General features: G+C 43.6%; 18 protein-coding genes. 13 read left to right on the top strand and 5 right to left on the bottom strand.

Translation table 11 applies throughout. From position 1 onward, the window contains the following. The first annotated feature begins 110 nt into the window (after window positions 1–110). From dnaE to PQR79_RS00135, 3 genes are all read left to right on the top strand, one after another. The gene (gene dnaE, locus PQR79_RS00125) at window positions 111–3587 is read left to right on the top strand and encodes a DNA polymerase III subunit alpha (protein ID WP_238106112.1); all 3477 of its coding nucleotides are present in this window, start codon (window positions 111–113) and stop codon (window positions 3585–3587) included. A 9-nt stretch (window positions 3588–3596) separates the two neighbouring features. Next, on the top strand, window positions 3597–5093 hold the full coding sequence (tilS, locus tag PQR79_RS00130; protein WP_238106111.1) for a tRNA lysidine(34) synthetase TilS: 1497 nt from the start codon (window positions 3597–3599) through the stop codon (window positions 5091–5093). Between the two features lie 201 nt (window positions 5094–5294). Continuing rightward, window positions 5295–6884: a M28 family metallopeptidase gene (locus PQR79_RS00135; RefSeq protein WP_238106110.1), complete on the top strand. Its 1590-nt coding sequence runs from the start codon at window positions 5295–5297 to the stop codon at window positions 6882–6884. Between the two features lie 213 nt (window positions 6885–7097). Here PQR79_RS00135 and PQR79_RS00140 read toward each other — a convergent pair whose 3' ends face one another. Continuing rightward, window positions 7098–7370 (bottom strand): phage integrase N-terminal SAM-like domain-containing protein, encoded by a 273-nt coding sequence (locus tag PQR79_RS00140; RefSeq protein ID WP_238106109.1) that lies wholly within the window; start codon window positions 7368–7370, stop codon window positions 7098–7100. Window positions 7371–7539: 169 nt separating this feature from the next. On the opposite strand from PQR79_RS00140, the gene PQR79_RS00145 reads away from it, so the two are divergent. Genes PQR79_RS00145 through PQR79_RS00155 form a run of 3 tightly spaced genes read left to right on the top strand, consistent with a single transcriptional unit; the run spans window position 7540 to window position 8575 of the window. Further along, the gene (locus PQR79_RS00145) at window positions 7540–7788 is read left to right on the top strand and encodes a type II toxin-antitoxin system Phd/YefM family antitoxin (RefSeq protein WP_238106108.1); all 249 of its coding nucleotides are present in this window, start codon (window positions 7540–7542) and stop codon (window positions 7786–7788) included. After that, window positions 7788–8120: a type II toxin-antitoxin system RelE/ParE family toxin gene (locus PQR79_RS00150; RefSeq protein ID WP_238106107.1), complete on the top strand. Its 333-nt coding sequence runs from the start codon at window positions 7788–7790 to the stop codon at window positions 8118–8120. Before PQR79_RS00145 ends, PQR79_RS00150 begins: the two co-directional genes overlap by 1 nt. After that, window positions 8117–8575 (top strand): DNA-directed RNA polymerase subunit alpha C-terminal domain-containing protein, encoded by a 459-nt coding sequence (locus tag PQR79_RS00155; RefSeq protein WP_238106106.1) that lies wholly within the window; start codon window positions 8117–8119, stop codon window positions 8573–8575. Before PQR79_RS00150 ends, PQR79_RS00155 begins: the two co-directional genes overlap by 4 nt. A 557-nt stretch (window positions 8576–9132) precedes the next feature. Here the strand turns inward: PQR79_RS00155 and PQR79_RS00160 are convergent. Next, the gene (locus PQR79_RS00160; protein ID WP_238106105.1) at window positions 9133–10227 is read right to left on the bottom strand and encodes a GNAT family N-acetyltransferase/peptidase C39 family protein; all 1095 of its coding nucleotides are present in this window, start codon (window positions 10225–10227) and stop codon (window positions 9133–9135) included. A gap of 73 nt (window positions 10228–10300) precedes the next feature. On the opposite strand from PQR79_RS00160, the gene PQR79_RS00165 reads away from it, so the two are divergent. After that, window positions 10301–11752, top strand: coding sequence for a RimK family ATP-grasp domain-containing protein (locus PQR79_RS00165; RefSeq protein WP_238106104.1), 1452 nt, complete (start codon window positions 10301–10303; stop codon window positions 11750–11752). A gap of 94 nt (window positions 11753–11846) precedes the next feature. Here PQR79_RS00165 and dgcS read toward each other — a convergent pair whose 3' ends face one another. Further along, complete coding sequence (gene dgcS / locus PQR79_RS00170) at window positions 11847–12731, bottom strand: diguanylate cyclase DgcS (RefSeq protein WP_238106103.1); 885 nt, start codon at window positions 12729–12731, stop codon at window positions 11847–11849. Window positions 12732–12891: 160 nt separating this feature from the next. Here dgcS and PQR79_RS00175 point away from each other — a divergent pair, with 160 nt between their 5' ends. The 5 genes from PQR79_RS00175 (at window position 12892) to PQR79_RS00195 (ending at window position 19900) form a co-directional block, all read left to right on the top strand. Next, the gene (locus PQR79_RS00175) at window positions 12892–14844 is read left to right on the top strand and encodes a monovalent cation:proton antiporter family protein (protein ID WP_238106102.1); all 1953 of its coding nucleotides are present in this window, start codon (window positions 12892–12894) and stop codon (window positions 14842–14844) included. A gap of 325 nt (window positions 14845–15169) precedes the next feature. Beyond that, a complete protein-coding gene (locus tag PQR79_RS00180) occupies window positions 15170–15502 on the top strand; it encodes a hypothetical protein (RefSeq protein WP_238106101.1) in 333 nt (110 codons plus the stop codon). 507 nt (window positions 15503–16009) lie between these two features. Continuing rightward, window positions 16010–19216: a DEAD/DEAH box helicase gene (locus tag PQR79_RS00185; protein ID WP_238106100.1), complete on the top strand. Its 3207-nt coding sequence runs from the start codon at window positions 16010–16012 to the stop codon at window positions 19214–19216. A 60-nt stretch (window positions 19217–19276) separates the two neighbouring features. Further along, window positions 19277–19468, top strand: a complete 192-nt coding sequence (locus PQR79_RS00190) for a hypothetical protein (protein WP_274408343.1) — start codon at window positions 19277–19279, stop codon at window positions 19466–19468. 258 nt (window positions 19469–19726) lie between these two features. Continuing rightward, window positions 19727–19900, top strand: coding sequence for a hypothetical protein (locus tag PQR79_RS00195; RefSeq protein ID WP_274408344.1), 174 nt, complete (start codon window positions 19727–19729; stop codon window positions 19898–19900). On the opposite strand, the gene PQR79_RS00200 is transcribed toward PQR79_RS00195, so the two are convergent. After that, on the bottom strand, window positions 19895–20899 hold the full coding sequence (locus PQR79_RS00200; RefSeq protein WP_238106098.1) for an oxidoreductase: 1005 nt from the start codon (window positions 20897–20899) through the stop codon (window positions 19895–19897). The two genes, PQR79_RS00195 and PQR79_RS00200, sit on opposite strands and share 6 nt — an antisense overlap. An 8-nt stretch (window positions 20900–20907) precedes the next feature. Beyond that, window positions 20908–21522, bottom strand: coding sequence for a LysE family translocator (locus PQR79_RS00205; RefSeq protein WP_238106097.1), 615 nt, complete (start codon window positions 21520–21522; stop codon window positions 20908–20910). Window positions 21523–21742: 220 nt separating this feature from the next. On the opposite strand from PQR79_RS00205, the gene PQR79_RS00210 reads away from it, so the two are divergent. Continuing rightward, entirely contained in the window at window positions 21743–22243 is a 501-nt protein-coding gene (locus tag PQR79_RS00210) for a DTW domain-containing protein (protein ID WP_238106096.1), read from the top strand. The last annotated feature ends 20 nt before the right edge of the window (window positions 22244–22263 follow it).

Raw genomic sequence — 22263 nt, forward strand, 5'->3', positions numbered from 1 at the left:
TATTAAAGACAATAACCTAGTTTTCATTGGCGAAACTAGGTTAGTTTGATAGTCTAAACTCCGCTTTTTCATGTTATTACATTCATCTTTTTTCGAAGAATAATTAATCTATGTCCGATCCTCGTTTTGTTCATTTGCGCGTTCACAGTGATTTTTCGATGTCCGACGGCGTCGCAAAAGTTAAGCCCATTATTGCAGCGGCTGAAAGCCTTGATATGGCAGCGATAGCGTTAACTGATCAAAACAACTTTTGCGGCCTTGTAAAGTTTTATGGTGGATGCCATGGCGCAGGCATCAAGCCCATAGTCGGTGCTGACTTTTGGGTGCAAACCCCAGGGTTTGACAAAGAATTTTGCGCGTTAACCATTATTGCGATGGACAATGAAGGTTATCAAAATCTCACCCAATTAATCAGTGAAGCCTATTTGCGTGGGCAAATCGATGGCAGGGTGGTGATTGATCAAGATTGGCTGGTTAAATTTAACCGTGGGCTGATTATTTTATCGGGTGCCAAAGAAGGCGATGTGGGTAAAGCGTTATTAAAAGGCAACCAAAACCAGGTTGACGCTTTAGTGAGTTTTTACCAGCAACACTTTAACGACCGCTACTATTTAGAATTAATCCGAACCGGGCGGGCCGATGAAGAACGTTACCTGCACATGGCGGTTGAGCTTGCATCAAGCCGAGGTTTGCCGGTTGTTGCCACTAACCAAGTGGTGTTTTTAAAACAAGATGACTTTGAAGCCCATGAAATCCGCGTGGCGATCCATGATGGTTTTACCCTTGTAGATCCTCGTCGGCCTAAAACCTACAGCGACCAACAATATCTTCGCAGTCAGGAAGAAATGTGCGAGTTGTTTAGTGATATCCCTTCGGCGATACAAAATACCGTTGAAATCGCTAAACGTTGTAACGTCACCATTCGATTACATGAGTACTTTTTACCAAACTTCCCCACCGGTGACTTATCGATTGAAGACTTTCTTGTTGAAGTGTCGCGTAAAGGTTTAGAAGAACGTCTTGAGTTTTTGTTTCCTGATGAACAAGTTCGCGCTGATAAACGTGGCGAGTATGATGAGCGTCTTGAAATTGAACTCAAAGTGATTAACCAGATGGGGTTTCCTGGTTACTTCCTCATCGTAATGGAATTTATTCAGTGGGGTAAAGATAACGGTATTCCGGTTGGGCCAGGTCGTGGTTCTGGCGCTGGGTCATTGGTTGCTTATGCGCTTAAAATTACTGATTTAGATCCTCTCGAATACGATTTACTCTTCGAACGATTCTTAAACCCTGAACGTGTCTCGATGCCCGACTTTGACGTCGATTTTTGTATGGACCGTCGTGACGAGGTGATTGATCACGTTGCTGATCTCTATGGCCGTGAAGCGGTATCACAGATTATTACCTTCGGCACCATGGCGGCAAAAGCGGTAGTGCGTGATGTTGGTCGAGTATTAGGCCATCCATACGGTTTTGTTGAACGCTTAACAAAAATGATCCCGGCAGAACCAGGAATGACTTTAGCCAAGGCTTTTGAGGTTGAGCCATCGTTACCTGAAGCCTATGCTGCCGACGAAGACGTAAAAGAACTTATTGATATGTGTCGCCGCTTAGAAGGGGTGACACGTAACGCGGGTAAACATGCCGGCGGTGTGGTGATTGCCCCCACACGTATCACTGACTTTGCGCCATTATATTGTGATGCAGAAGGCTTAAACCCCGTTACCCAGTTCGACAAAAACGATGTTGAAACCGCGGGTTTAGTTAAGTTCGACTTTTTAGGTTTACGGACGTTGACCATTATTGACTGGGCGCTGCAGATGATAAATCCGCGCTTAGCCAAAGAGGGTAAAGAGCCGGTGCGAATTGAGGCGATTCGTCTTGATGATCCTGCCTGTTTTAGATTGTTGCAACGTTACGAAACTACCGCGGTTTTCCAGCTCGAATCTCGCGGTATGAAAGACCTCATTAAACGCCTGCAACCCGATTGTTTTGAAGACATGATTGCACTGGTTGCACTGTTTCGCCCAGGCCCTTTGCAATCAGGCATGGTTGATAACTTTATTGAACGTAAACATGGCCGTGAAGAGGTGTCGTACCCAGACTCTGAATATCAACACGAATCATTGAAAGAGTTATTGTCTCCAACCTACGGCATCATTTTATACCAAGAACAGGTTATGCAGATTGCTCAGGTGTTGTCAGGTTATACCCTTGGTGGTGCTGACATGTTGCGCCGTGCAATGGGTAAGAAAAAGCCAGAAGAAATGGCCAAGCAGCGCAGTATCTTTAAAGAAGGGGCTGTTAATAACGGCATCGACGGCGAATTGTCGATGAAAATCTTCGACTTGGTAGAAAAGTTCGCCGGTTACGGTTTTAACAAATCGCATTCGGCCGCTTATGCTTTAGTGTCGTACCAAACATTGTGGCTTAAAACTCACTATCCGGCGCAATTTATGGCGGCAGTTATGTCTGCCGACATGGATAACACCGACAAAATCGTTACCTTGGTTGACGAGTGCGAACGTATGGGGTTACCGCTTATTCCGCCCGATGTGAATAAAGGCTTATTTAAGTTTACCGTTGATGACGACCTTAATATTGTTTACGGCATTGGCGCCATTAAAGGTGTGGGTGAAGGCCCTGTCGATTCGATTTTAGAAGCTCGCAAAGATGGACCGTTTATCGATTTATTTGATTTCTGTGCCCGCGTTGATTTAAAAAAGCTCAATAAACGCGTCATCGAAAAACTCATTTTAGCAGGGGCATTAGACACGCTAGGTCCACATCGCGCCTCAATGATGGCAACATTACCCGAAGCCATCAGCGCCGCAGCACAGCATGCCAAGGCAGAAGCCATTGGCCAGCATGATATGTTTGGTTTACTCAATAGCGAACCAGAAGACAGTAAACAAAATTTTGTACAGTGTACGCCATGGCCAGACAAAATTTGGTTAGAAGGCGAGCGTGAAACCCTAGGGCTGTATTTGACTGGGCATCCCATAAATCAGTATTTAAAAGAACTCAAGCAATACACCAACGGCCGTTTAAAAGACATTCACCCAACCGAGCGTGGCAAAACCGTTAAGGCGGCAGGGCTGGTTGTCGCAACCCGAGTAATGATCACTAAACGCGGCTCAAAAATGGGGTTAGTTACCCTTGACGACAAAAGCGCCCGATTAGAGATCATGCTATTTACCGAGCCGTTTGAAAAGTTTGGTCATTTGCTTGAAAAAGACCGCATTTTAATTTGCGAAGGTGATGTCAGCTTTGATGACTTTTCTGGCGGCAACCGCATGAATGCCCGTAATGTGATTGATATAGGTGAGGCCCGAAGCCACTTTGCCAAAGCAGTTGAAATTAATGTACAAGGCAACGATATTAACCCTGAGTGGTTAGATACATTTGAGCAAACCCTCACGCCATGGCGTAATGGCGCGGTGCCAGTGGTGATTAATTATATCAAGCCAGAGGCGAGCGGGAAGATTACTTTAGGTGATGAATGGCGGGTAAACCCAAGTGATGAATTAATGCTATCGCTTGAACGATTACTCGGTTCACATAACGTCAAAATTACCTTTAATTAGGCAAATATCATGACTCATGCCACGCTGCCGTCTGACAATATCACAATCGCACAACTGTTAACCTTAATAGAGAACAGTGTCCTGCCTTTGTACCAACAAGGCGTGCAACTCAATGCCCATGCACCTAAGTTAGTGCTGGCTTACAGTGGCGGTGTCGACTCAGAAGTCTTAGCGTTTGGGTTAAGTGCCTTTGCCCAAAAACATCCACACATTGCATGTTTGCTTATTCACGTGCATCACGGTTTAAGCCCTAATGCCAATGTGTGGGTTGAGCACTGTATTAGCCGTGCTACTCATTACCAACTGCCGGTACAAATAGAGCGGGTTAAGGTAGAAAAAGGCCCAAGGGAAAGCTTAGAAGCTAAAGCCCGTGATGCGCGCTATGAGGCGTTTGATCGTTACCTTAATCCAGCTGATATTTTACTTACCGCTCATCATCAAGATGATCAACTCGAAACCCTATTGCTGGCCTTAAAGCGTGGCCAGGGGCCAAAAGGGTTAGGGGCAATGGCACCACTGCAAGTGTATAAGCAGTCATGGCTGCTAAGGCCACTATTAACGATTAGTCGGCAGCAAATTGAGCAATTTGCAGCTCAATATCGGTTAAATCACATCGAAGATGAAAGCAACCAAGACGACAGTTACGACCGCAATTTTCTGCGATTAGAGATTATTCCACGGTTAAAGCAACGTTGGCCAAGTATTGCCAGCACAGCGGCAAGAAGCGCCGCTTTATGCGCCGAGCAGCAACAAGTGATTGATGATGAAGTCAGTATTCGCTTACCCCATTGGTTAGCTTTACCAGGCAATACAGCGGGATTAATCACAGAGCCAACTGGGTTTAAACTGGCGCAGTTGAGTCAAATAAGCCCAGCTTGGCAAGCATTGCTGTTTCGAGGTTATTTACAACATTGCGGTGTGAGTTTGCCATCGCAATCGCAATTGCAGCAAATATTGACACAACTGCTTGAGGCAAAAGAGGATGCCAAGGTGGCAATACAATGGGGCGATTATCAAGTTAAACGTTTTGCCAATGTCGCTTATGCCTTGACCAATCTAGCATTAGCCCCAGTAGAGGCAGGGCGTTTGCAAAGTGATATTCGGGCGGTATTAGCAGGCGAGCTTAATCAAGCCTCGGGCAACATAGGGCAACAGAGTTTTAGTGTACAAATACAGACGCAAGAGCTCACGCAGCAAGATGGCTCTGCAGTCATACCGCGACTGGCCTTGCCTTTAGAGCAACTGGTGACGGTAAAATTTGGTGCAGCAGGCTCAATTAAATGTCAGCCACAGTTTGCAACATCGCAGCGCAGCAAACCACGTGAGCTTAAAAAGCTCTGGCAGGAGTGTCAGGTCCCGCCTTGGCGTCGCCAGCAAATACCATTAATTTTTTACGGTGATGTGTTAGTTGCCGCCATTGGATTATGGATAGACAAACGTTACCTGGCAGCGCCAGGCCAACCCGGCCTTAGTGTGCCACTTTTAACTTTCGGTGAAGCGCACTAAAGGTGCAAGGTAATAACAAGTTATAAAACGCTTAGGTGCTACGCCACTTTGCGACTAGAGACGATAAAAGCGGTAGCACTGTTTATTACTTCAGACTATATTGGTGAGTCTAGCCTTTATTGCTCAAAGCGTTCTAGCAGGATGAAGTCCGCGCTAATGCCGGGCCATTGCTACAATCATTTTCTTAATATTTAACAAAGGATGTTGTCTGTGAATACCTTTCGTTTATTAGCTGTATTGGGTGCGTTTTTAGTACCAAGCGTTAACGCCACGCCATTTCAATTTGATGAAAAAACCTACCGTCACGATGTAGAAACCCTCGCCAGTGATGAATTTGAAGGTCGTGGGCCTTTGTCTAAGGGCGAGACACTGACCGTTGAATATTTAGAAAAAGCATACAAAGCAATAGGGCTAAAACCGGGCTTTGGTGACAGCTATCGTCAAGCCGTGCCTATGGCTAAAATTACGGCCGATCAAACCATGCAGCTAACCATTGCTGATGTGGTGCTTAAAAATGGTCCAGATTTTACTGCCCGCACCGAACAAATTCAGCCTCAAGTGTCATTAGACAACAGCGACGTTGTGTTTGTGGGTTACGGTATTAATGCCCCAGAATATCAATGGAACGATTACGCCAATGTTGATGTCACAGGCAAAACTGTTATTGTGTTAGTTAACGACCCAGGCTTTGCCACACAAGACCCAAACGTGTTTAAGGGTAATGCCATGACCTATTATGGCCGCTGGACCTACAAATACGAAGAAGCTGCAAGGCAGGGCGCCAAAGCCGTGTTTATTGTGCACGAAACCGCGCCAGCGGCTTATGGCTGGAACGTGGTTGAAAACAGCAATACCAATACCAAATACACCTTAGTGGATAACCACAAAAACCAATCGCACATCGGGGTTATGGGCTGGGTTTCGCACCCTAGTGCACAAAAAATCTTTAGCGCAGCAGGCCTTGATTACGACACGTTGAAACTCAGCGCCGCAAAGCCTGGTTTTAAAGCGATACCTCTTAAACTTAACGCCAATTTAACCCTCAAAAATCAAATCGAATTGGCGACCTCTTATAACGTTGCCGGCATTTTACCCGGCAGTTCACAAGCCGATGAATGGCTCGTCATGCACGCTCATTGGGATCATTTAGGCAAAACCATAGAAGACGGTAAAACGGTTATTTTAAACGGTGCAGTGGATAATGCTTCTGGCGTGGCTGGTGTATTACAGCTTGCACGTCATTTTACCGACCAAGCCAGCGCGCCCAAACGCTCAATTTTATTTTCAACGTTCACAGCAGAAGAAACCGGATTGATTGGCGCGCAATACTTTGCTGAAAATCCACCGGTACCAACTAAACAGTTGGTGTCATTTCTTAATATCGATGGTATGAACGTTGGCAATGGCGTGGATTACATTTTGCGATATGGTCAAGGCGTGTCTGAACTTGAAAATTATTTAGATGCCGCCGCCAAAGCACAAGGCCGTGTGGTTAAAGCAGACCCTCGTCCACAAAACGGCCTAATGTTCCGCTCAGACCATTTTGCGCTTGCGCAGCAAGGGGTCCCTGGATTGTTGTTTATGAGCTTAGGCGACACAGACCCTGATTATATTGCTCATAAATATCATCAGGGCGCAGACGATTATGACGCCAGTTGGCATTTAGGCGGCGTAAAGCAGGATCTTACTTTAATCAGTGACATTATTGAAAAGCTTGCCAACAACAACGACTGGCCAAAATGGCTTGAAGAATCAGACTTTAAAAAGCGTCGAGCGCAAGATGGTAAGTAGTGTTAGCTAGTTGGATAAAGAGAGGAGGCGACAGCCTCCTTTTTTATTAAAAGCGGCGTACGGTTTGCGGCCACCACGACGTTAGTGGCTATTTTTCAAATCATGGGGGGCATTGTTTTCTCTTATTCAAGTGAGTCATAAGCAGCTTAACTTCTTGTGGCGTCATAACTACAGGTAGTTTTGTTTGTTTTTTACTGCGGGCAAAATTTAAGTTTAACGAAAGCTCTTTTTTATTATGTGCTTGTATAGAAATGACAAGGAATTGAGTGCCGTGGCTTGCGTTCGTGGTGCAACGTCTTGTTTTAACACTAAGTACTCTAGATAGCGTTCGACTTCATTGTCTCCCATTGAGGCGGGGTGGCGCTTATCATGAAAATGGATATAAGATGCAATCCATTTTAGGTACGTATCCACGGTACGTAATGAGTACTGACGTACCAACATATAATCAGCGATATAATTTAAAAATGGAGAGCGCGTTTTCATGTCATCACCAACACAAGTAACTGTATAAGTATGGCGCTGTTCCATTTCTGTGTTGTTATTGGATATAGCACCTCCCAATTTGGGTAACGTTAAAAACGAAAATATCGTTCGATTTGATTGATTTGGTCGGTTGTGTTAATGTGTGTGTAATCAAGATGAGGGTCTTTAGATGTTTACACTAAATGCAAACGAAGCAAAAACTAATTTCGGTAAGATGCTTTTGAAAGTTCAATCGGAACCTATTGAAATTAAAAAGAACGGCAACCCTGTCGCAGTGATTGTCTCCAGTGAAGAATACAACCGTTTTGAAGAATTGAAAATGGAGCTTGTTCGATCACGCTTTGAAAATATTGATGAAGATGACCTTATGGACGGGAATGACTTTTTGGATGAGTTAGATTCTGGAAAGTATGATTAATGAAGAATACTCCATTCTTACTTAGAGGTCATGCAAGAAAAGATTTAGAGTCTATTCGCAAGTACACAATCAAAAAGTGGGGAAATCCACAATGGTTAAAATATAAAGAGATCTTGCGAAAAAGAATGCAAGCTTTAGCCAATAATCCAAATCTGGGATTGTCCATTGATGAGGTTTCTAGAGATGGTTATAGATTTCCAGATGGTAAGCATGTTTTCTATTATTTAAAGAGAGAAAATGATGTTGTTTTTGTTGGATTTTTATCTAATAAAATGGCTCCTGAAAAACACCTTGAAAGAATTAAAAATATAGATTCAGAGTTAAATTTATGAAGTTGACTAATGAAGATCGTCATTTTTTGATAACGAGGATTTTAAATGGAGCTGCAATATCATCTATTGCAGCAGAATTAAAATGCCCCAAAAGTACAGCATCAAAGGTCTTTGAAACTGCGGTTACTCGTATCTTCAGACATGTTAGGCATTCAAAAAATTACTCGATTGAACAAGCAAGACAAGATAAAGAGCTTATAGAGCAACACCTTGAAGATTATCTAAATGGCTCATGGTTTACTGAATATAAGGGACTAGAGTCATCGGCTAGCATTTATAATCTTAATATTAAATCTAATATAGCCAACCCTCTTGTCTCTAAAAACATATCAACGATAGAGCAGTTGATAAATTATCCTAAATGTAAGCTTTTGAATATAGACGGCATAGGTAAAAGAGCTATTGAGAAAATAGAAATGGCATTGAAAGAACAGGGTTTTTCACTCAATATGTGACCATTACAGTCGATGTAATATCAATATCGATCAAAATGCTTTACAACGCCAAAATCACCCAGCTTTCATCATCTTTTGATTGTATTCATTAATGCGCGCCAATAAGGTGTGATTCTTTATAAAATCAAGAAAAACTAACTATTCCACCCATACTTCTAATCCTAAGTGATTTTTGCCCAAAATCCGCTGCTGTTTAGCTTATAAATGATCAGATAGCCCTGAACTTGAGGCCGTTGAAGAAAATGACGTGAGCTAGCCAAGGATGGCGAGCTAGCTTTAGAGGGGAAGGGACGCCCCATCTGAAGCGTTAGCATTTTCATTCTTTACCATAAAGAGGTGGCCGAAGCAGACTTCAAATGCGGTCAAAAGCTGGATCTGACCACGTCGCGAAATTATCGCAGCTATCGTTTAATAACAAGAATGATAATTTTGATATGGCGGCTGGGCCAATTCTTTTATAAAGAGTAAAGAGGGAACAGCCGTTGGTTTCCTTTTGGTCTGGTGTGGGCGAAGCGCCACGACGTTAGTGGCCGCTGGCCATAAAAAGCTTAACCATCTTAAGCCAAAGATGATTTTACCACTAAACAAGAAACTTGTTTCTGTTTACCATACTGCATGACCTGTGCAAGTTCTGCCTGGCTGATGGGTACGTAAGCGGCGTTTATCGCATCTTTTTGCGCCTCAACAAACGGGTCGTGGATAAACATAAATTGCTCGTTGTAACCGCTTAAAACCACCCAATGTGGGCCTTTTTCTCCATTAAAACGATAGGTGCTGATCATCAACAGCACCACACATCCTTGGTCTATCCATTGTTTTAACTGAATGATTGTGGGCGAAGCGTTATGCACCACAATGTGTTGTGAAGCCAACTGCTGGCAAAAATCATTGTGTACTAGGGTGATAACGGCTTTTTTGTTTTTATCGCGCACGCTATCAATAAATGGTACCGACGAAGATTGACTGTAAATGGCAATCTGTAAGCCTCGCTTGATAGCCGCCAAGGCTAAGCCATGCACGCTGCAACCGCCATGGCCGCTGGTCATAAATATGGTAGTGGCTTCGCGCCAAATACTTAACTCATCCACTCGACTGGGGTTATATTGTGGTTTTACCGCACTCATCGCCATCATTAAACATGCTGCGCCGCAGGTAAACGGCGTGGTTTGTACATACAAGGGCATTTTTATCACTTTGCTTGGCCCCGGCGGGTCTAGGCGTTTATGCATTCGCACGCCATCGGCCAGGTCATCGTAATAATGCACTAAGGTTTTAAGCACCTTATAACCCATTTTTAAATAAAGATTTTTTGCGGCGATATTGTCGTTTCTCACTTCGAGGCGTAATGTAATAAAGCCACGTTCGACAACTGTTTGCTCGCAGCGCTTAACAAGCTCAAAAGCGATATTGCGGCCTCTAAACTCAGTCGCAACGGCAATTGAGTACAGCCTAGCGAGGCGAGTGCCACGATGAAACAGCACCAATGCATAAGCGGCAATGATGCCATCGACCTCGGCGACTAATAAATAATCTAATGGCGAGTTGATAAAACGTTTCATTTGTCGAGGGCTAATTTTATCGCCGTTAAAGGCATTATTTTCAATGCTATTGAGTAGGGGTAAGTCGGTGAGGTTAGCTTGGCGCAGCAGCATGAGTCGGCTCGAAATGGCAAACAACTAGTGGGTTAATTTACGCGCTAAACCGCATAAGAGGCAATAGATATTTATGGCTCAGTTTTTAATTGTCACCGACGATGTCAATGATTGGCGTCCTTATTTGCCTAGTGATCATATGGTCACGGTTCATGATTATTTAGAGATGGGGGCATTTGCAGATCAAAGCGCGATGCAAGTGATTAACCTATGTCGTAGTTACGATTATTTGAGCACAGGGTATTATTGCTCGCTCATGGCGGAGGCGCGTGGCCATCGTGTTATTCCGAGAGTCATGACCATTAATGATTTATCTCAAGACCGTTTTTTTAGCCTGCCACAAGCGGGGTTAGATAAATTGCCCGACAGCGTTACCGATATTTCGATGAAGGTGTTTTTTGGTTATTGTGATAACCCGTCACTTGATAAAATTGCCCGCAAAATTTTTGAACGTTTTACCGTGCCGGTATTGCAAGTGAATTTGTTAAAAATATCTGGTCGTTGGCAAGTCGACGTTATCGAGCCTGCTGCATTTCAAGATTTAACTGACCCTGAGCAAGACTTATTTGCTCAATACCTTGAGGTATTTTCGCAAAAAGTGTGGCGATTACCTAAACCATCAAAACGCTACCGTTATGAAATCGCAATGCTGGTGGACGAGCATGAAAAAATGCCGCCGTCAGATAAGTCTGCACTTAAATTATTCACTAAAGCAGCCAATCGTATTGGTATGGATTTAGTGCAAATAGGCAAACACGATCTAGCGCGCTTGAGTGAGTTTGACGGCTTGTTTATTCGCTCAACCACTAACATTAGTAACTTTACTTATCGATTTGCCAAAGCGGCTGAGCAGCTTGGTTTAATTGTGATGGACGACCCCGAATCCATTATGAAATGCACCAACAAAGTGTTTTTAACTGAGCTGCTAAATAAGCATAAAGTGCCAGTACCTAAAAGTGTGATTTTTAAAGCGTCGGATAAAAACTGGGCTGACGATGTGATTAATGCTATAGGTTTACCCATAGTGCTAAAAGTACCCGACGGGGCGTTTTCACTGGGGGTGGTGAAAGTTAAAGACCGCCAAACCTTGCTTGAGCAAGCTGAAAAAATCTTTGCTCACAGCGCGCTCATTTTAGCGCAGGCCTTTATGCCAACCGATTATGATTGGCGCATTGGCGTGTTAAATCGCCAACCAATCTATGCTTGTCGTTATTTTATGAGCCGTGGTCATTGGCAGATTTATCAACACCATCAAAGTGGTCGAGTGAGTAGTGGCGACTTTGATTGTATCGATTTAAAAATGGTACCGCATAATATTGTCGATGCAGCGGTTAAGGCGTCAAACTTGATTGGCACTGGGCTTTATGGCGTTGATTTAAAAGAAATCGATGGCAAAGCTTATGTGATAGAGGTAAATGATAACCCAAGTATTGACCATGGGGTAGAAGACCTCTTTTTAGGTGACTTGGTGTATGACCGTGTGATGACCGAGTTTTTAAGGCGAATTCAGCTTCGCGGTATGTAATAAACTAATGACTAATATGCCCTTATCTATGCAGATTAAGGGCGACATAATCAATTAGTTGCTTGCTCAAACGCAATACAGTACAGCGGATCGTTTAGCTATCTCCACTAATGCGATAGCAATTACGTCCATCGGCTTTGGCGGTATACATGGCTTTGTCTGCTCGGTCATACAAATTATCAGCATCTTGCGGAGGAATTGACTCAGCAACCCCTAAGCTACATTGAATGTCATACTCAATGAGCTCAGCATGTTTTGGCATCATATCTATAATCCGCTGACAGACAATTTTTGCCGCTTCAGCATCACCTTGAGTAATAATGACAAACTCGTCGCCGCCCAGTCTAAAAGCCTGGTCGGTATTACGAATCGCTTCGTTAATTAACTCAGCAAAGCCGACTAAAACAAAATCACCCGCTTTATGACCGTAGCAATCGTTAAGTTGTTTAAACTTATCTAAATCAATCACTATTAACGATACCTGACCTTGAAAACGATTGGCACGAGCTAAGGCTGTTTCAATTGCTTGGCGATAGTAATAACGGTTGCCTAGCCCTGTTAATGCATCAAACATAGCTTGGTTAGACATGCTTTGGTATTTAAGTGCATTATTAAGTGGCTGAATAAGCATGCTTTCTAGTCGTGCTAATATACTAGCTTGAGCCGGTCTAAGCGGCGCCGCTAACTGATAGGTCACGACAAATAGGTCTTGTTTGTCTACAATAGTGCGTTGCAGTTCAATACCGTAATGACGTCCCCAGACAAACTTTTGTTTGTCCAAAGTCAACTGCATTCCTTTAATCGGCAAATGTTGTCCTAGAATTTTGCCGAAACAGGCAAAAACTGTCCTAGGATCTAAACTTCCATGTAGTTGTTGAATTACGTGAATAAGGTCAAGTTCTAAGTCCATATTCAAGTAAGCGTCTGAACGGTACCAGTAGTCTTCAGGATACAGCTCTGATGTAGATGCGAAATCCATAGTATTTACCCCAGTACGTTACAACTAATTACTTTGTTTTAGCAATAATCGTGCCCATGAAAAAAATTCTATAATTATTAGTTGTTTGATGATTTACTGTAGAGATTAAATATGCGTAAATTCCCTTTCGACATTTTTTTGACAAGGAGCCCATACCGTAATGGAACACAGCATTTTTATTCATATTCTCTCAATGCTTGTGATTGCAATTGTGGCGATTGCATTATTACGACGTATGGGGTTGCCTGCCATATTGGCCTACTTGTTAACAGGCGTCGTTAGCGGCCCGAGTGGTTTTCATTGGTTTACCCAGTTGCAAATGCAGTCAGTTGCCGAGCTTGGGGTGGTGCTATTGATGTTTACTCTAGGCCTTGAGTTTTCGGTCCCGAGGCTATGGGCCATGCGCCGCACCGTGTTTGGCTTAGGGAGTGCGCAAATGATTGTGACCGCACTGGTGGCGGGTGGCATTGCCATGTTAGTTGGGCAAAACTTAGTGGCCGCTGTCGTTATTGGTTCGGCGATAGCATTGTCGTCAACCGCCATTGTGCTCAAACTGCTTAATGAACAAAACTGGTTACGCAGACGCCACGGTGAGTTATCTGTCAGTGTGTTGTTATTTCAAGATTTAGCCGTAGTGCCTTTACTCATATTAATGCCGTTACTTGCCAATGATGGCACCCAAATGAGCTTTAATGCCATTGCTTGGGGGTTGCTCACCGGCATTTTAGCGTTTTTAGGGTTAATGTCGTTTGGTAAATGGATTTTGCCGCGTATTTTCGATGAAGTCGCGCGATCGCGTTCAAACGAGTTATTCGTATTGTCTACTTTGGTGGTGGCGTTAGTCACTGGTGCATTTACCCAGTGGCTAGGGTTATCTATGGCATTGGGAGCATTTATTGCCGGTATGTTGTTAGGTGAGAGCCAATATCGTAGACAGTTAGAGGCCGATATTAGGCCGTTTCGTGATTTACTCATGGGGTTGTTTTTTATCTCGATAGGCATGTTGCTCGACTTTAACTTAGTGATGCAATATTGGTGGCAAGTGATACTGATCCTAGTGAGTGTGGTGTTGGCTAAAGCGATGATTATATACGGCTTACTGAAATTGGTGGGTGAGAATGGCAAAATCGCATTAAGTACCGCTATCAGCTTAGCTCAAGTGGGTGAGTTCAGTTTTGTATTATTAGCACTGGCGGTGAACTATCAATTACTCGAAACAGAAGTCAGCACGGTACTCGTGGCCGTTGCGGTGATTTCAATGTCGATAGCGCCGTGGCTTATTCGTCATAGTATTGATATTGCTAAAAAGCTCACGGGAGGCCATAAAAAGCCACAAAATGAACCATTAGAGGTTAATTTACCCATCAATGATGAGAGCGATTTCGTGCTGATTTTAGGCTACGGCCGGGTGGGGCAAACGATAGCCCGCTTTTTAAAAACTGAAGCCGTACCCTACATTGTGATGGACCTAGACCCAACGCGTGTGACAGAGGCTAGAGCGGCGGGAGAAAATATTTACTTTGGCGACGCTTGTCGTATGGCGTTATTAAAGAAAATGGGGATTCGACAGGCTAGCCTTGTGGTGGTGACTTTTTGCGAGCCAAGGCAGTCTGAAGAGTGTTTAGCCGTGGCTCGAAAACTGGCCCCAGAGGTTAAAATTTTAGTGCGCACTCGCGATGATGCTAATTTACATGAGCTTAAAGAGGCAGGAGCAACGCAAGTGATCCCTGAGTCACTTGAAGGGAGCTTGATGTTAGTGTCGCAAGTGCTGTTTAAATGCGGTGTGCCGTTAACTCGGATTATTAAGCGCTTAGAGTCTGAGCGCCGTAACCATTACCAATATTTGCACGGCTTTTTTTCTGGTACTGAAACCGATTTTACCCTCGATTTATTACATGCGGTGTCGTTAGCCAATGGCGCCAGTGCGGTAGGTAAAACGGTTGCCGATATACCGTGGCAAACCTTAGATGTTGAGTTAAGAGCCGTGCGCCGACGTGGTGAAGAAATGGACCCACCGCCTGCAGACTGGATTTTAAGGCGTAATGATATTTTGATGTTAGTGGGTAAACCGCGCAGCATTGAAAAAGCCGAAGAGTATTTATTGCAAGGCTAAATCCATTGAACCAAAACACCATCAATAACGTACGGTGTTTTAAATCCATTTATTGTTGGTTGGCGTTATTGAGTCTCATTCGTTTATGGATATGACTAAACGTCACGTAGATGTTTCACGCTCATACAACCATATATTGATTACTAAGCCGTGGATCTACTCATTGATACCCTATATTGAACTTGGTTTTACTTTTTTTGTCCTACTGTGGAGATTTCTCTATTTATCCAGAGTTCAAGTTATTTACTCAGAGTTGTCTTTTTAGCCATCTGATATCGTTAGTTTTTATTTTTTGAGTATGTTATGTACCGCGAGAGGGTCAAGAATGGTGTTGCTGAGTTGGTTGCTATTAACTGCGATTTCGTTGGGATTTTTTGTTTATCGATTAAATAGGGTGACTCAATATATTTGCCATTATATTAAGGACAATTATCCAAAGGTGTATGATGAGTGTCAGCGCGTTGGCAGTAAAATGGGACAAGCACAAAAAGGCACCGAAGTGATGTTGATGGAATCGTTTAATACCGGTGATATTTCTCATCTTAACGATGCGACTTTACACAATTATCGGCAACAGCTAAGCCGTTTAAAAGCAGGGCTGGTGTGTTCGCCTTGGTTACTCATGTTATTAATCAATCTGTTGTGTGAATATTGGTAACTCACAAGGACGCATGAATACCCATTGGCTTTTTACCAAACAATGTATCAACATCATCTGCTTTTATCGAAATAGGCCGCGCTTTTTGTTTTCACGCCCAGAGTAAACTTTTCATTAACCCCCTACGTACTAAGTGAATAATCAACCTCAACTCTGGATAGTAAATGCATTTCAAACAGCTCTTTGCACCGATAACGACTCGCTATTGACGCGCAGATTTGCCTAAGGCCTGTTGATCTTTGCTGGTTGAATTGGGTTCGAGTTAAAAACGTGTTAATCGAGGCGAATGGATTGATGCCTAGTTATCTAAGCAACTCTTTATTCGCAAAGCATCATTCAACAAAGAGTAAAATGTTTTAAGCCGAACCTTTCAGGCAGCGTTTGTTGCAAAAACAACCTTGAAAGTTCAACAGACCCTAGATATTGTCTGCTTTCTTCCATAGAATGGTAAGTTAACTTTTTATCAGCAGTGATAATTTATCTGCTGGTTTTTTATTAGGTATATTGATGTCGGCGAAACTGTTTAATCTTCCCATTAAGCTTTCATTAGAGATGATTGCGAAACTGTTTTCGGCCACGCAAATTCAAAAAGCACAAAACTACTTGATCCAGGGTCGAGTACTTGAAGTGACTGCCAGCAGTAATAATCATGATATCGAAGCTTATGTCGAAGGCTCTGCAGATGAGCCTTACCGTCAAGAAATCACCCTCGTTAATGTCAACCACAAAATTGTTATGCGCTCGCATTGCACTTGCCCTGTTCGCAGTAATTGTAAACATGTTGCCGCGGCCATGCTGGCGCTGGTAGACAAAAAGCCAGTAGAAGAACAGCGTATATATCAGTGGTTACGCCAGCTTGACGAACAAAAAACGGTCAGTGAATATGACGATGATCAAGAAGAGAAAGATCGCGTTATCTATGTATTATCTAATGACCCCAATGGTATTTTTGTCGAATTCAAACGCAGTAAACTCAATAAAAAAGGTCAATATAATAAAGGCAGCAAGCTAGCGTTAACTGATATTCGTTACAGTATGCCCTGGTGGATTGACCCTGAAGATAAACAAATCATTAGCTTGTTATTGTCGTCAAATAACCACGGCTCAAAAATTTATATCGACGGTGAAATATCCTATTTAGCGTTAACCAAAATGCTCGCTGAGCAAGTGTGCTTTTGGGAAGAAAATCGCACCCCGCTCACCTGGGCTAAATCAATCGCGCCAGAGTTTATTTGGTGTGAACTCGATAAAAAACACACGCAAATGCAAATGCGCATGCCCGGCCTTGAAAACTGGGAATTTATTGCCACAGAGCCACCATTGTATGCTGAGCTCGATTATTTACGCCTAGGCAAAATCGACACCGATTTATCGGCCAAAAAGCTAGGTTTATTGCAACATATGCCGCCTGTACCTCTGGCGCAGGTTGACCAAATTAGCCACAAAATGCTGCAACACTTTTCACCCAAAACGGTACCAGTGCCAAGTGAAATTGATTTTTGCGAAATCAACGACCCACTCAAAACCAAATTGGTTTTTACTCGCGAAATTTATGCCAATAATCCCGTATTACAGCCGGTTATCCGAGTAGAGCAACATTATGGCGATGTCAGTTTTAATGCCTCACTTAAACCTGAACGCATCAGTTTGGTCAAAAAAGGCAGTGTTCAATATCAAGTGCATCGTCAAGTAGAACAAGAATTAGCCAATTTACAAGCCTTGACGGAAGCTGGCTTAGTGAGTTTTATTCCCAGTGAATATGCCAATCAGCCTGAGTATTATTTAAGCGTGGGCTTGTTGCCAGAATCTATTTTTGAATGGTCTGATTTAACTGAAAATGGCCTAGAGGCATTAACTGCATTAGGTGTAGACATTGAGTTTGAAGATGACTTTGACTTAAAAATTGTCGATGCGCAGCTAGATGTAGATTTGGTTGACGATGATGAATCAGGCTGGTTTTCGCTGTCGTTGAGCGCCGATATTGAAGGTCAAAATGTCCCCTTATTAGCACTGGTAGCCCGTTGGTTACAACAAAATGGTGAACCCGCCGACGAAGACGAATTGATTTTACCCGGGCCAAATGGCGGCTTTATTAAAATTAAAGCCAAAACCATTAAGCCATTGATTTCTATTATTCAAGAATTGTTTAACCGTCATTCGGGCGAGCAGCTGACAATACCGCGTAACCGTGCTCACATTCTTAATGACTTGTCTGCCAGCGATGTGCGTTTACTTAATGGCGAACGGGTGCGCAATCTGGCAGCAAAATTAGCTGAATTTAAAGGTGTCACGGCAGTTGATTTACCCACCGGCTTACATGCCACATTGCGTGATTATCAAAAACAAGGTTTTGATTGGCTGTGCTTTTTAAAAGAGTATCAACTGGGCGGTATTTTGGCCGATGATATGGGCCTTGGTAAAACCATTCAAACTTTGGCTTTTTTACTAAAAGCCAAGCAAGAGGCCACACAGCATCGCACCAGCTTAATTGTATGCCCAACCAGTTTGGTAGGTAATTGGCTTAAAGAAGCCAACAAGTTTGCCCCGTCACTGAATGTGGTGGTGATTCATGGTAATAAACGTCAGCCATTGTTAGAGCAAATCGATGATTTTGATGTGGTGGTGACAACCTACCCGTTAATGCTGCGCGATGAAGCGATTTACAGTGATTATGTATTTGATCATATCATCTTGGATGAAGCTCAGCAGATCAAAAATGCCCAAGCTAAAGTGACCCAAGTGATTAAAACCTTAAAGGGTAAATTCCGCTTATGTTTGTCAGGCACGCCGCTGGAAAACCATTTAGGCGAGCTTAAATCATTGATGGACTTTTGCTTGCCGGGCTTATTAGGTCAGCACACTTACTTTAATAAAGAGTTTCGTGGGCCGATTGAAAAGCAAGCGGATGTAGAAAAGTCAGTATTGCTCAGTAAGCGAATTTCGCCGTTTATGCTGCGGCGCACCAAAAAAGAAGTGGTGTCTGAGCTGCCTGAAAAAACTGAGATTATCCAAACACTTGAGCTTGAGAAAGATCAGCGTAATTTGTATGAGTCTATCCGCTTAGTGATGGAGAAAAAACTTCGTGAATTATTTGCCAAAAAAGGGGTGTCGAGCAGCCATATTGAGTTTTTAGATGCATTGCTAAAATTACGTCAGGCCTGTTGCGATCCACGCCTTGTTAAACTTGAGCAAGCTCAACATGTGAAAGACAACGCCAAGCTCACCTGGTTAATTCAAAACCTGCCAGAAATGATTGAAGAGGGCCGTAAAATCCTTATTTTCAGTCAGTTCACCGGTATGCTGGCGTTGATTGAAGATGAACTTAAAACCCTGGGTATTCGCTACAGTAAATTAACCGGCCAAACACTCGACCGCCAACCCCAGATAGATGCTTTTCAAGAAGGCGATAACTCGGTGTTTTTAATCAGCTTAAAAGCCGGTGGTACAGGGCTTAATTTAACTGCGGCTGATACGGTTATTCACTTTGACCCCTGGTGGAATCCTGCCGCTGAACGTCAGGCAACCGATCGGGCTCACCGTATTGGTCAGCTTAATCCGGTATTTGTGTATAAGTTAATTGCCCAGGGCACGGTTGAAGAGAAAATTCAAGAAATGCAGCAGCATAAACAAGGTTTGGCCGACAGCATTTTATCCGATGGCACTCAAGGGCCGTGGCAAGGTAACGCCGAAGATTTACTGGCGCTGTTGAGTTAAGACTGAGTCGTTAAGTGTTGATCATTTTGAGTAAACGCGAGCTAATTTGAGGTTACAGCATTGCCATCAATGTACTATAAACGTGGTTCTGGTGCACCAAGGTCAAGACGTGGCAATCGTGCAACGCCTGCATTGCATATGGACTATTTTGAGCAAGTGTTTGCTGAGCTGCACCGTCACCCAGAAAAAATCGCTATTGTGAGACACAACATCGCAGAATTTCAAGCGCAGCCTTTTTTGAAAAAGGGCTAATACCATTGTGCATTAATAAGTGACCACTCAGAATGCGTCCAGCGGTTTTTGATTAAGGCGTCGCTATGCAGTAATGGCTGTTCCCTTTCAAATAGCGAGAACGCAGAACAAAAGCCGCTGGGGCATTCCTTTCAGGCGAGTTTTAAAAGGGCTTACACTGCGTTGCATTACTTCGAAAGAGAATCACTATTCATTCAGTCATGCGCCTTGTCTAAGCCCTTTTAAACTCTCGCTGAGTGCATCATTTATTAACGCACAATGGTATGGCATACCGCCATTGATAGATTGCTACTGGTGTTTGAAGACAATGATGACATTGAATTGCTCTATAGGCAGGTCATGAGCGACGATATCGGTCAGCGGGTAAGACGCTACCCGCTGATTTTTAAAGGCATTATTTCACCCGCTAGCAAAACAGCAGATGAGCTATAACGAGCTTTGCATTACTCTGTGAGCAAATTCCGCTGGGCCGGCTAAAATCGCCCGGCCTACCGCCACTAAATCCACTTGCTTGGTGGCTAAAATGGTTTCGATGTAATCTACGCTTTCAATACCGCCAACACCTATAACCGCCGCAGTGGTTTTGCCGGTTAACGGCGCGGCATCTTCAACTAAAAAGCCTTCGCCGCGTTTATCTTTAGGGCGATTCCAGCCGCCAATACCGGACGATACATTGAGTATTTCAACGCCCGCAGCCACTAACCATTGGCTTATTTGTGCCATGTCTGCATGAGATAACCCGCCCGGGTAGCCATCTTGCCCCGGAATACGGGTCATTACCGCTAATCTCGGTGCCAGTTGTTTAATGTGAGTCACAATTTCAATTAATATTCTGGCGCGGTTTTCAAGCTTACCGCCGTAAATGTCTTCACGTTGGTTGGTTAATGGCGATAACCACTGATTAATGCCGTAACCGTGAGCACAATGGATTTCAACTAAATCAAAACCAGCTTTGTCTGCACGTATAGCCGCTGCCACAAAATCTTGTTGCCACTGTTTAATATCGTCCATTGTCATGGCCCGTGGGGTGGGTAATACACGGTCGTATGCGGGCACCGTAATGCCAGAGGGCCCCATGATATCACTGCTAATGCCTGCGCTGTCTTTGCCACCGCAATGGGTAATTTGTAATCCTGTTTTAACGCCAGCATTATGCAGTGTTGTGGCTATCTGGGTTAATCCTGGTAAACATGCGTCATCGTGGGCACCGAGCTGGTTAGCTTCACTGCGCCCTGCCAAATTAACATGGCTGTATTCAACCATCACAAGGCCCGCACCTGATTGAGCAAGATGATGATAATGCGCAATGGTGGTGGGCGTAGCTAAGCCATTTTCGTCCGCGGTTTGTGATGCCATGGGCGGTACCACTAAACGGTTTTTAAGGGTTAATCCGCTGGTTAAGGTTAATGGAGTAAAGCGCAGTGCAGTCATTGAAAATCCTATAGGGTAATGGCAACCAAGATACCTGCTAGCAGCATGATACAGCCAGCAGTACGATTAATCATAATGGCAGCTTTAGTTGAGCTAAACACTCTCTTGGCACTCGATGCCAAGTATGCATAAACAAGGTTTGCTGAACCAAAAGCACCAGTGGCGATGGTTAAAATAATGATGACATCCAAGAAGCTGACTTGAGTCATAGGTACAAATGCCGGGAAAAAGCTCACATAAAAAATCAGCGCTTTAGGGTTTCCTAACGTGATTACGATGCCAGTGAAAACATTTTTAGTAAAACTGGCTTTGGCCGTATCCACAAGTTGGATGCCATGTGCTGTTGCGCGCAACATACTTAAACCAAGCCAACACAAATACAACGCGCTGGCGTATTTAATCAGTTCAAATGCTGGTCCCATTGCCTGAGCGATGGCAGCTAAACCAAACAAGGCTAATAAAATATACAAAAAGTCGCCAAGCAATACGCCAAGTGTTAACGCTGCGCCATGCATAAAGCCATTTGAGAATGATCGTGACACCACCGCAAATACCGCAGGCCCAGGGACAATAGCCAAAATAACCATGGTAAAAAATAACGCGATAATCTGTTGGTAAGCCATGAATTGTCGTTAAATACGGTGTAGGAACATTCGGGCGATTATATCGTAAGTTGATACAGAAAATGGCGCGATAAACTATCAATTGTGTAATCCATTATGTCTAAAAATAAGAGTGTCTAAAAATAAAAGCGTCTGAAAATAAGAGTGTCAGAAAATAACAGGGGAGATGTGCTACATTGTGTGTTAATTCAAGCCGATAGCCATTTTTGCAAGGAATGTTGTGCAGTTTATTTTATTAACCCATCCAAGAGAGCGGCTTCGTGCCACCAATACCGGCCAATTAGTGTTACAAGCATTAGGTGAACGCGCTCAAGTGATTGAATGGCATCGCAAACAGCCAGATGCGGCATTACTTGCAGCAATTGAGGCTGGACGTGTGGGGGTGGTGTTCCCAACCGATGAACCGCTAAATCTGACTGTCGACTCTGCTGGAGATTTACAAGCGTCCACACAAGAGTGTGCGCCGCCTTTTGACTATTTACTGTTGATTGACGCCACCTGGCAAGAAGCCCGTAAAATGTATAATCAAAGCCCATATCTTAAAAGCTTAGTGAAAGTGGGATTACAGCCAACACATGCCTCTATTTATCCCTTAAGGCGAAATCAACTTGAGGGCGGGTTATGCACCGCAGAGTGCGTGGCGTTATTGCTTGAAAAAGCCGGAGAGCTTGAATTAGCGCAGCAATTAATTGAAAGCTTAATGGTGTTTATCAAGCGCTAGTTTACCCTTTATGAACTGCC

The organism is Shewanella metallivivens, from assembly GCF_028750675.1.
In the GTDB taxonomy this organism is placed as follows: domain Bacteria; phylum Pseudomonadota; class Gammaproteobacteria; order Enterobacterales; family Shewanellaceae; genus Shewanella; species Shewanella metallivivens.